The organism is Streptomyces sp. NPDC002809, assembly GCF_040295435.1.
Lineage (GTDB): Bacteria > Actinomycetota > Actinomycetes > Streptomycetales > Streptomycetaceae > Streptomyces.
The window spans coordinates 1-9709 of record NZ_JBEOVJ010000143.1 but is presented as its reverse complement, the minus strand read 5'-3'; the positions used below and the strand labels follow the sequence as shown (position 1 = coordinate 9709).

11 protein-coding genes and 6 tRNA genes are annotated in these 9709 nt (G+C 71.4%); 9 read left to right on the top strand and 8 right to left on the bottom strand.

The genetic code is table 11. The annotated features are described in order from the left end of the window. Positions 1–83 precede the first annotated feature (83 nt). The 5 genes from ABT025_RS38600 to ABT025_RS38580 all read right to left on the bottom strand — a co-directional run bounded on the left by ABT025_RS38600 (position 84) and on the right by ABT025_RS38580 (position 526). Positions 84–155, bottom strand: a tRNA-Val gene (locus ABT025_RS38600). Positions 156–178: 23 nt separating this feature from the next. Further along, positions 179–250 (bottom strand) — tRNA-Val (locus ABT025_RS38595). Between the two features lie 19 nt (positions 251–269). Further along, a tRNA-Val gene (locus ABT025_RS38590) sits at positions 270–341 on the bottom strand. 1 nt (position 342) lies between these two features. Beyond that, positions 343–416: transfer RNA gene (locus tag ABT025_RS38585), tRNA-Cys, on the bottom strand. Between the two features lie 37 nt (positions 417–453). Next, a tRNA-Gly gene (locus tag ABT025_RS38580) sits at positions 454–526 on the bottom strand. A gap of 163 nt (positions 527–689) precedes the next feature. Between ABT025_RS38580 and ABT025_RS38575 the strand changes: the two genes are divergently transcribed. The 3 genes from ABT025_RS38575 to ABT025_RS38565 all read left to right on the top strand — a co-directional run bounded on the left by ABT025_RS38575 (position 690) and on the right by ABT025_RS38565 (position 3506). Beyond that, positions 690–1727, top strand: a complete 1038-nt coding sequence (locus ABT025_RS38575; protein WP_351003416.1) for a chorismate-binding protein — start codon at positions 690–692, stop codon at positions 1725–1727. Then, a complete protein-coding gene (locus ABT025_RS38570) occupies positions 1724–2545 on the top strand; it encodes an aminotransferase class IV (protein WP_351003415.1) in 822 nt (273 codons plus the stop codon). Before ABT025_RS38575 ends, ABT025_RS38570 begins: the two co-directional genes overlap by 4 nt. 118 nt (positions 2546–2663) lie before the next feature. Beyond that, the gene (locus tag ABT025_RS38565; protein ID WP_351003413.1) at positions 2664–3506 is read left to right on the top strand and encodes a GNAT family N-acetyltransferase; all 843 of its coding nucleotides are present in this window, start codon (positions 2664–2666) and stop codon (positions 3504–3506) included. A gap of 180 nt (positions 3507–3686) precedes the next feature. On the opposite strand, the gene ABT025_RS38560 is transcribed toward ABT025_RS38565, so the two are convergent. Further along, a complete protein-coding gene (locus ABT025_RS38560) occupies positions 3687–4202 on the bottom strand; it encodes a DsbA family protein (RefSeq protein ID WP_351003411.1) in 516 nt (171 codons plus the stop codon). 228 nt (positions 4203–4430) lie between these two features. Here ABT025_RS38560 and ABT025_RS38555 point away from each other — a divergent pair, with 228 nt between their 5' ends. From ABT025_RS38555 to ABT025_RS38540, 4 genes are all read left to right on the top strand, one after another. Continuing rightward, positions 4431–4892, top strand: coding sequence for a hypothetical protein (locus ABT025_RS38555; RefSeq protein ID WP_351003410.1), 462 nt, complete (start codon positions 4431–4433; stop codon positions 4890–4892). 203 nt (positions 4893–5095) lie between these two features. Next, complete coding sequence (locus ABT025_RS38550) at positions 5096–6115, top strand: LacI family DNA-binding transcriptional regulator (protein WP_351003408.1); 1020 nt, start codon at positions 5096–5098, stop codon at positions 6113–6115. A gap of 108 nt (positions 6116–6223) precedes the next feature. After that, on the top strand, positions 6224–7195 hold the full coding sequence (locus tag ABT025_RS38545) for an acetylxylan esterase (RefSeq protein ID WP_351003406.1): 972 nt from the start codon (positions 6224–6226) through the stop codon (positions 7193–7195). 188 nt (positions 7196–7383) lie between these two features. Continuing rightward, complete coding sequence (locus tag ABT025_RS38540) at positions 7384–7539, top strand: hypothetical protein (RefSeq protein WP_164494018.1); 156 nt, start codon at positions 7384–7386, stop codon at positions 7537–7539. 4 nt (positions 7540–7543) lie between these two features. Here the strand turns inward: ABT025_RS38540 and ABT025_RS38535 are convergent, their stop codons facing one another. Continuing rightward, on the bottom strand, positions 7544–8119 hold the full coding sequence (locus tag ABT025_RS38535) for a CGNR zinc finger domain-containing protein (protein ID WP_351003404.1): 576 nt from the start codon (positions 8117–8119) through the stop codon (positions 7544–7546). A gap of 331 nt (positions 8120–8450) precedes the next feature. Then, the gene (locus tag ABT025_RS38530; protein WP_003959770.1) at positions 8451–8864 is read right to left on the bottom strand and encodes an SsgA family sporulation/cell division regulator; all 414 of its coding nucleotides are present in this window, start codon (positions 8862–8864) and stop codon (positions 8451–8453) included. 190 nt (positions 8865–9054) lie between these two features. Between ABT025_RS38530 and ABT025_RS38525 the strand changes: the two genes are divergently transcribed. Together ABT025_RS38525 and ABT025_RS38520 are read left to right on the top strand one after the other, a co-directional pair. Further along, positions 9055–9546 (top strand): TIGR02611 family protein, encoded by a 492-nt coding sequence (locus ABT025_RS38525; protein WP_351003402.1) that lies wholly within the window; start codon positions 9055–9057, stop codon positions 9544–9546. Between the two features lie 54 nt (positions 9547–9600). Next, positions 9601–9672 (top strand) — tRNA-Val (locus ABT025_RS38520). Positions 9673–9709 lie beyond the last annotated feature (37 nt).

Genomic DNA, 9709 nt, shown 5'->3' with positions numbered 1-9709 from the left:
ACCCCCCCGCGCCCCCCCCCCGACACGGGCACCTGCGGCAACGACGAAGCCCCGGTCGTCGAGACGACCGGGGCTTCGGGCTGTGCGCGATACTGGGATTGAACCAGTGACCTCTTCCGTGTCAGGGAAGCGCTCTCCCGCTGAGCTAATCGCGCAGGGCGAACCTGCGTGTACTGCGTGCGCGATACTGGGATTGAACCAGTGACCTCTTCCGTGTCAGGGAAGCGCTCTCCCGCTGAGCTAATCGCGCGGGGGTCCTTGCGGACCAGTGGACGATACTGGGATTGAACCAGTGACCCCTTCCGTGTCAGGGAAGTGCTCTCCCGCTGAGCTAATCGTCCTTGGAGGTGGAGACGGGATTTGAACCCGTGTAGACGGCTTTGCAGGCCGTTGCCTCGCCTCTCGGCCACTCCACCAGGGGTGGGGGTTCGGGAAGATCCCCCACCTTCTGCGAGCGGACGACCAGGTTCGAACTGGCGACCTCAACCTTGGCAAGGTTGCGCTCTACCAACTGAGCTACGTCCGCTTGTCGGTTCCGGTTCACTTGCGTGTCCCGGCGACGTGTTGAACTCTAGCGGATTCCGGGGCCAGTACAAAAACGCGTTTGTGCAGCGTGCTGAGGTGCGCTCGCCTCGGCGCAGGTCACCGCGCGCCGTCCTAGACTCACCGACGTGCACGACCTCGCCCCAATGGCCCGCTTCGGCGGCCTCGTCGCCTCCGATCTGCAGGATGTGACCAGTGATCCCGCAGCCCTCGACTCGTCCGGCTTCTGGGCGGTGTCGGCCGATTTCGAGGGCCGGCTCGTCTGTGCCCGCTTCGCCACCGTGCGGACCGCGGCCGTGCCCGCGCCGGTGCGCGGCGCCTGGCGCGGCCCGGCCGCGGGTGACTGGACGTCGTCGCTCGACCGCGCCGCGTACACGGCGGGGGTGCGGCGTATTCGCGCGTACATCGCAGCGGGCGAGGTGTACCAGGCCAACCTCTGCCGCGTGATGACGGCGCCGCTGCCCGACCCCGACGCGGCGGACGTGGACGCCCTCACCGCGCTGCTGGCGCGCGGCAACCCGGCCCCGTACGCAGGAACGATTCGGCTTCCCGGTCACGGTGTGGAGATCGCGACCGCCTCGCCGGAACTGTTCCTGCGCAGGGACGGCCGCACGGTCGTGTCCGGACCGATCAAGGGCACCGGTCGCACCGAGGCCGATCTGCTGGAGAAGGACCACGCCGAGAACGTGATGATCGTCGACCTGGTCCGCAACGACCTGGGCAGGGTCTGCGCCACCGGATCGGTCACGGTCCCCGGCCTCTGCGTCGTCGAGAAGCACCCGGGCCTCGTCCACCTCGTCTCCACCGTGCGCGGCCGGCTCGCCGACGGCGCCGGCTGGCCGGAACTGCTCGCCGCGGCCTTCCCGCCGGGTTCGGTGACCGGGGCACCCAAGTCCAGCGCGCTGAGGATCATCGAGGAACTGGAGACCGCCCCGCGCGGCCCGTACTGCGGCGGCATCGGCTGGGTGGACGCCGACCGGGCGACCGCCTCGCTGGCCGTGGGCATCCGTACCTTCTGGACCGACCGCGCGGGCGACGTCCCGGTGCTGCGGTTCGGCACCGGTGCCGGCATCACCTGGGGCTCGGATCCGGAACGCGAATGGGACGAGACCGTACTGAAGGCGTCCAGGCTGCTCGCGGTAGCGTCGGGCGCATACGAAGCAACCGGAAGGACCGCACCATGAAGATCTGGGTCAACGGGGGACTGAAGGCCGCCGATGACGCCCGGGTGTCCGTGCTCGACCACGGGCTGACCGTCGGCGACGGCGTCTTCGAGACGGTGAGGACCGCCGACGGCAGGCCGTTCGCGCTCACCCGCCACCTCGACCGGCTGACCCGCTCCGCCCTGGGCCTCGGCCTGCCCGCGCCCGACCTGGACGAGGTGCGCCGGGCCTGCGACGCCGTCATCGAGGCCAATCCGGCCGCACTCGGCAGGCTCCGCATCACGTACACCGGCGGGATCTCGCCGCTCGGCTCCGACCGAGGCACCGCGGGCCCCGGACTGGTCGTCGCGCTCGGCGAGGTCACGCGCCGTCCGGACACGACCGCGGTCATCACCGTCCCCTGGACGCGCAACGAACGCGGCGCGCTCACCGGGCTCAAGACCACCTCGTACGCGGAGAACGTCGTCGCTCTCGCCCGGGCTCACGAGCAGGGCGCGTCCGAGGCGCTGTTCGCCAACACCGTCGGGCAGCTCTGCGAGGGCACCGGCTCCAATGTCTTCGTCGTCCTCGACGGACAGCTGTACACGCCGCCGGTCGCCTCCGGCTGCTTGGCCGGGATCACCCGCGCACTGGCCGTGGAGTGGGCCGGGGCGCAGGAGACGGACCTGCCCTTCGACGTCCTGGACCGGGCCGAGGAGATCTTCCTGACCTCCACCCTCCGCGACATCCAGGCCGTCCACCGGGCCGACGGCCGGGAGTTGCCCGGCGGGCCCGGACCGGTGACAGCCAAGGCGATGCGCGTCTTCGACGAGCGGGCCGCCGACGATCTGGACCCGTGACCGGGGAAGGGCTCGGACCCGGGCCCGGCCCTGCCTCGCGGGGAGGCCCGGACCGCAGCGCGGATCCGACCCGCAAAAGCGGATGACGGACTCGGGCGCAGGGGATAGAAACCTTCTGATGACCACGACACTCCGGCCGTCCGGGCCGATCCAGTCAGGCGCCGACGGCGCACAGAGCCGCGCGTTCGACGTGTGCGACAACGGGCGGCCGGTCGGTGCCGTGGAGATCGCCGCCGAGTCTCCCGGGCCGGCCGGTGGGACGGGAGTGCTGCGTTCCCTGCGGATCGACGAGTCGGTCCGGCGGCGCGGCCGCGGCACCATCGCCGCGCTCGCGGCCGAAGAGGTGCTGCGGGCCTGGGGCTGCACCCAGGTGCGGACCGACGTCGCCGCCGACGACATCGCGGGGCAACGGCTGACCGCCGCACTCGGCTACACGGAACGCAGCCGGAACATGATCAAGCGGCTGGCCTCCGAGCCCCCGGCGCTGCCCGACGGGCTGACCGCCCGTCCGATGACGCCGGAGGAGTACGCGGCCTGGGAGGACGGCGCGATCGCCGGGTACGCGGAGAGCCTGGTGGCACGCGGGACCCCGCAGGAGGCGGCGCTGCAGGCGGCCCGCGCCTCGCACGCCATGCATCTGCCGCAGGGCCTCGCCACCGAGGGCGCGCAGCTGCATCACCTCATCCACGAGGGCGAGAGGGTGGGGTTGGTCTGGGTGGCGGCGCAGTTCGAGATGCACCCCGGCCAGGTGGTCGGCTACGTCTTCGATGTCGAGGTGGACGAACGCTTCCGGGGGCGGGGATACGGCCGGGCGCTGATGCTCCAGGCCGAACGCCTCGTGCTCGCGGCCGGCGACTCGCGGCTGGGCCTGCACGTCGTCACGGCCAACAGCCCGGCCCTGCGGCTGTACGAGTCGCTCGGCTACGAGCCGACCCGGTACAACCTGGCCAAACCGCTCTGACCCGTCACCCGGCCGCTCGGGCTCCCGCGCGGCGTTTCGGCCTTCCGGCCTGGTGGGCGGGCCGTGCCGTCGAACTACCGCTCTGGCGGGCGGGCTGCGGCGCTTCGTCCCACTGCCCCGGCGGGCGGGCGGGCGGCGCCGCGGCGTCGCGGGCAGCCCGGCGCGGTCCGCTCTCCTTCCTCAGCCCTGTTCGGCGAGCAGCCGGTCGGCGATCGCCTCGATCCGCTCGCGCAGTCCCTCCTGGCTCTTGCCGCCGTCCAGCCGCTCGCCACCGATCACGTACGTGGGCGTGCCGGTGACCCCGATCGCCTTGCCCTCGGCCTGGTCGGCGTCGACGATCAGCATGTGCCGGCCGTCGATCAGGGCCGTGTCGAACTCCTCGGCGTCCAGACCCAGCTCCTCCGCCACCTCGACCAGCAGCGGCTCGCCGGTACGGCCGAGGTCGGCGGTGCGGGCGAGCACCGCCTCGATGTACGGCCAGCCCTTGCCCTGTGCCGCGGCTTCCTCGGAGGCCTGCGCCGCCGCGTGGGCGTGCTTGTGCTTCTCCAGCGGGAAGTGCCGGAAACGGATGTCGATCCGGCCGCCGTACCGGGCGCGCAGGGCGTGCACGTCGGTGAGGGCCTGGTGGCAGTCGGGGCACTGCAGCTCGCACCAGACGTCGAGGACGACCGGTGCTGCGGGGGTGGAATCGCTCATGTGGCCAGTCTCCCAGGACGCGCGGGGGCGCCACGACCGGCATCGGGTGGAGCGGGCGGCGGGCGGCGGGCGGCGGGCGGCGCATCGGAGCCTTCCCTGGTGTGGCCGTACGGCACCTGGGGAGGATCCCGGCCCTGAAATGTCCCTGATGCGGGCCCGGAGCGTGGCCGCCCGCCCGGTCTCCGGTGCAGGATGGAAGGGACGTTTCCCCTGCGCCTGGAGGCACCGATGCTTGCCGAGACCATTTGCTCCGCGGTGTCCGCGGCGGGCCTGGGTATCGCCGCCGTCACCGCGTACCGGAAGCGGTTCCTCGCGGCGACCAGGATCGCCGCCTACTCCCTGGTCCCGATCGGCCTGGTGCTGACCGGCGTCGTCGAGTGGGTGTCGGACATCGCCTTCAAGCCGAGCGTCTGGCTCGGCTTCGGGGTGCTGGGGGTGGCCTGGCTGCTGTTCATGACCACGCGCGCGATCGAGCGCCGCGGCGGGGGCACCCGCAAGGAGCGCAAGGCGGCCGCCCGGGCCGGGCAGGGTGAGGCGGTGGCGCCGGCGGCCTCGGTCCCCTCGCTGGGGGCGGGCGTACGGGCCGCCGAGCCGCGGCAGAAGCCGAACCCGAAGAAGGAGTCCGCCGCCGCGGGGCGGGGCGACGACTTCAGCGACATCGAGGCCATCCTGAAGAAGCACGGCATCTGAGAGCCGGCCCGTGCAGGCCCGCCTCCGGCCCGCTTCCCAGACCGAGTGCAACCCGCCCGCCTGAATCGATTCAGGCATGATCCTTGACGGCGTTCGGCCGGAGGGCTAGCGTCCCGACCGGATTGAAACAATTCATTCACACCCGTCCGTACGATGGGGTGACGCCGCTTGACGAGCGCGGCCGGGGCAGTGGGGCAGGACTAGTGGCACGTGTGGCAGGGATCAAGGATGTGGCCCGGCAGGCCGGGGTCTCCGTGGGCACGGTCTCCAATGTGATCAACCGCCCCGAGGCGGTGCTGCCCGAGACCCGGGCCCGGGTGCTGGCCGCCATCGAGGAGCTCGGATACGTCCGCAGCGAGTCGGCCCGCCAGCTCAGGGCCGGCCGCAGCCGGATCATGGCGCTCCTCGTCCTGGACATGGGCAACCCCTTCTTCGTCGACGTGGCCCGCGGCGCCGAACGCGCCGCCCGGCAGGCAGGACTCGGCGTCATGGTCTGCAACAGCGGCCAGAGCCCCGCGGAGGAGGCCGAATACCTCGGTCTCTTCGCCGAACAGCGCGTATGCGGCGTACTGGTCACCCCGGCCGACGCGACCGGCCGCAACCTCGAATCCTTCGCCCGCCACCGGATTCCCTACGTTCTGGTGGACCGGGTGGCATCCGGTACGGGGACCTGCGCCGTGTCGGTCGACGACGTGCGGGGCGGCACCCTGGCCGTCGGCCATCTGATCTCGGCCGGGCACCGCTCGGTGGCGTACGTCAGCGGACCCGGCGACCTGCACCAGATCAGGGACCGCCGCCAGGGCGCGTTGTCCGCCCTCGCCGAGGCCGGGCTCCCGCCCGAGGCCCTCGTCGAGATCCCCTCCGACCGTCTGGACGTGGCGGCGGGCCGTGACGCCGGGGCCCGGCTGCTCGGCCTGGTCCCGCGCCCCACCGCCGTGTTCTGCGCGAACGACCTGCTCGCCCTGGGCGTGCTCCAGGCCCTGTACGCGGCGGGGGTACGGGTGCCGCAGGACATCGCCATCGTCGGATACGACGACATCGAATTCGCCGCCGCCGCTGCCGTACCACTCACCTCGGTCCGCCAGCCCGCGGTCGTGATGGGGCGGATGGCCGCCGAACTCCTGCTGGAGGAGGCGGACGACGAGGACGGAACCCACGAGCACCGCAGCGTCGTGCTCCAGCCGGAACTCGTCGTGCGCGCATCGAGCTCCACTCCCCGCTGAGCTCTGCCGCCCGGCCCCCGCCCGGAACCGTCATCCGCCGTTCCCTACCCGAACCTTCCCCCGTCTGTCCTCCGCTGTTCCCTTCCGCATGCCCGAAATGGAGACGCCGTGTCCCTGTTCGACCTGCCCTTGGACCAACTCCGCACCTACCGGCCGGAGTCCGGTGAACCCGACGACTTCGACGCCTTCTGGCGGCGCACCCTCGACGAGGCCGGTGCGCACCCGCTGGACGCCGAATTCAGTTCTTACGACGCCGCGTTCAGCAACGTGGAGGTCCAGGACGTGTCGTTTGCCGGCTGGGGCGGCCACCGCATACGTGCCTGGCTGAACGTGCCCGTCGGAGCCGAGGGTCCGTTGCCGACCGTCATCCAGTACCTCGGCTACGGCAGCGGGCGCGGACTGCCTCTCGACCACCTGGTCTGGCCCGCCGCCGGCTGGGCCACCCTGGTCGTGGACACCCGAGGCCAGGGTGCCGTCAACAGCCACTCGGCGGGCTCCACCGCCGACCCGCACGGCGGCGCCAACCCGCAGTCGCCCGGATTCATGACCCGCGGCATCCTCGACCCCGACGAGTACTACTACCGCCGGGTGTTCACCGATGCGGTGCGCGCCGTCGAGGTCGCCCGCGCCCACCCGTCCGTCGACCCGGACCGGATCGTCGTGCACGGCGGCAGCCAGGGCGGCGGCATCGCCCAGGCGGTGGCGGGACTGAGCCCGCACGTCAAGGCCGCGCTCGTCGACGTACCGTTCCTGACGCACTACCGGCGGGCCGTCGAGATCACCGACAAGGACCCGTACCAGGAGATAGTGCGCTTCCTGGCCACCCAGCACGGCCGTGCCGACCAGGTGTTCCGGACCCTTTCCTACTTCGACGGCATCAGCTTCGCCGCCCGGGCGGACATTCCGGTGCTGTACTCCGTGGCCCTCATGGACCCCATCTGCCCGCCGTCCACGGTCTTCGCCGCCTACAACAACTGGGCAGGCCCCAAGGAGATCGAGGTCTACCCCTGGAACGGCCACGAGGGTGGTGCGTCGGCCCATCGCGCGGTGCAGTTGCGCATGCTGCGCGACCTGGGCTGACGGGGCCGGACCACGGGCCGGGGTGCGGGGGCGGAGTCCTGAAGGGCTGAAGGGGAGCGGAGTTCCGAAAGCCTGACGGGTGATCGGACGCCGGAGCGATTCGGCGCGCCCTACGGCGGGTGAACTCCCGCCATCAAAAAGCATGTTGGCCGCCCATGGGGGCCGGTCTGCGTCATGATCGTCCCGAGATGGTGGACACCTCCCGGGGCGATGCCCCCGCACCCCCCGCCGAAGAGCCGCGTGGCTGCCTCTTCGCGCTTTCCCAGCCCCCTCTGATGATCTTCCTCACGGTGATCGGCGGCCTGCTGCTGATGGCCGCGTTGCACGATCTCTTCGTGCTGTGAGCCGTCAGCCGGCCGCTTCCCTGCGGCGCGCCCGGTACGCGGCGACGTGCAAGCGGTTACCGCAGGTGCGGCTTGAGCAGTAGCGACGGGAGCGGTTGCGCGAGAGATCGACGAAGGCGTGCCGGCAGTCCGGCGCCTCGCAGCGCCGCAGCCGCTCCGTCTCGCCCGCCACGATGATGAACGCGAGAGCCATGCCGCAGTCGGCCGCCAGATGGTCGGCGAGCGAGGCGTCCGGCGCGAAGTAGTGCACGTGCCAGTCGTAGCCGTCGTGGTTGCTGAGCTGCGGCGTGGTGCCCGCGGCGGCCACGAGCGCGTTGACGAGCGAGGCGGCGACCTGTGCGTCGGCCGCGGCGAAGACGTCGGCGAACCGTGCCCGTACGGCGCGTACGGCGCGGAGGTCCTTGTCGTCGAGCCTGTTCACCCCGCTCACGCGGTGGCGTCCGGCGAACGCGTACAGCGCCTCGATGTCGGCGAGCCCGTCGACGGGGGAGCCGGCTTCGGGCCGCTCGCTCTCCGGCGCGGTGTTCACCAGATCGACCACCGTTTCGAGGGCGATCCGGGTGTCGTGGGGGATCAGCACGCTTCCGCTCCCTGGCCTACGGCGGGCGGGACGCGCGCCGATGGCGGCTGACTCTACTGGCTCACCTCCGACGCCCAGGGGCGCGAGGGGCCTCTGGGGCCCCTGGGTGCACCTGTCGGCCGTCCGGGAGGGGAGCGGGGTGCCGCGGGCGCCTGGCGGGCACGCGAGGGCCCCGGTGGGGGCGGCCGGGCCCGCGGGTGTGCGGGGGAACGCGGACCGGCGCCGCCACCACGGTGGATTCCGTGGTGGCGGCGCCGGTGTCAGCCGTATGAGGTTGTCCGTGCGGCGCCGTCTCCCCGAGTCGACGGCGCCGTGCGGTTCTCGGCCTGGCTCAGCTCTCGGCCAGGATGTGTGAGAGCTCCGTATCGAGATCGAAGTGACGATGCTCGGTCCCCGGCGGAACCGCGGCGTCGGTCCTTTTCAGGAACGACTCCAGGGCTCGCGCAGGGGCCTCCAGCAGGGCTTCGCCCTCTGGGGAGCTCAGTGCGATACAGACGACGCCCTGGCCGTGACTTCGGGATGGCCAGACGCGGACGTCTCCGGTGCCGGTGGGCCTGTGCAGCCCCTCGGCAAGGAGGTCGCGGGCGAAAACCCACTCGACCGTCTCCTCCGCTCCGGTGTGGAAGGTGGCGTGCACGGCATACGGATCGGCCGTGTCATACCGCAGGCCCGCGGGTACAGGCAGTGAGGACTCGCTCGACACAACGAGGCGCAGGTGCAGCTCGCAGCTGACCGTGGTGTTCATAAGCGCCAGGGCCTTTCGCTCAGTGTGCGCTCGGGGATTCGCACGTCGGCGAAATCGACATGCCACCTACGGTGGCGTTGTAAACCCCTCTGACCGTTTTGTGATCCTTCAGGTAGCTCGTACAGCGGTGTGTAACTTTGGGTTATGCGGCCATTCCGGTGACGAGGGGCGTTCCGGTAGGTTGGCCCCCATGAATGCGGAGAGTGACGAGCGGGACGAGGCCGCCGCATCGGCGGATCCGGCGCCCGCGACGGGGGAAGTGCGTGAGAGCGTGACGGGGGACGTCACGGAGGGTGTGACGAAGGAGGACCGGGAGCTCGGCTCCAGGGCGCCCGGGTTCATCAAGGCGTCCAGGACGCTGCACCTGAGCTGGCAGGTCGGCGTGTTCGTGGTCGGCCTGGCCGTGGTGGCGGCGGGCATCGTCATGCTGCCGCTGCCGGGTCCCGGCTGGCTGGTGATCTTCGGCGGCATGGCGATCTGGGCGACCGAGTTCGTCTGGGCCCAGCTGGTGCTGCGCTGGACGCGGCGGAAGGTCACCGAGGCCGCCCAGCGGGCGCTCGATCCCAAGGTCCGGAGGCGCAACATCGCCCTCACCGTGATCGGGCTCGTGATCATCGCGGTGCTGGTGGGGATCTACGTGTGGAAGTTCGGAATCGTCATGCCGTGGAAGATCCACGAGTGACCCGGAGGTGGTCGGGGGGCGCCGCTGACATGGGGTAAAGTTTGGCCTGCGCCCGGGCGATTAGCTCAGTGGGAGAGCGCTTCGTTCACACCGAAGAGGTCACTGGTTCGAACCCAGTATCGCCCACCCCGGACCGACGGCCCGGAAGCTTCCTTGAAGCTTC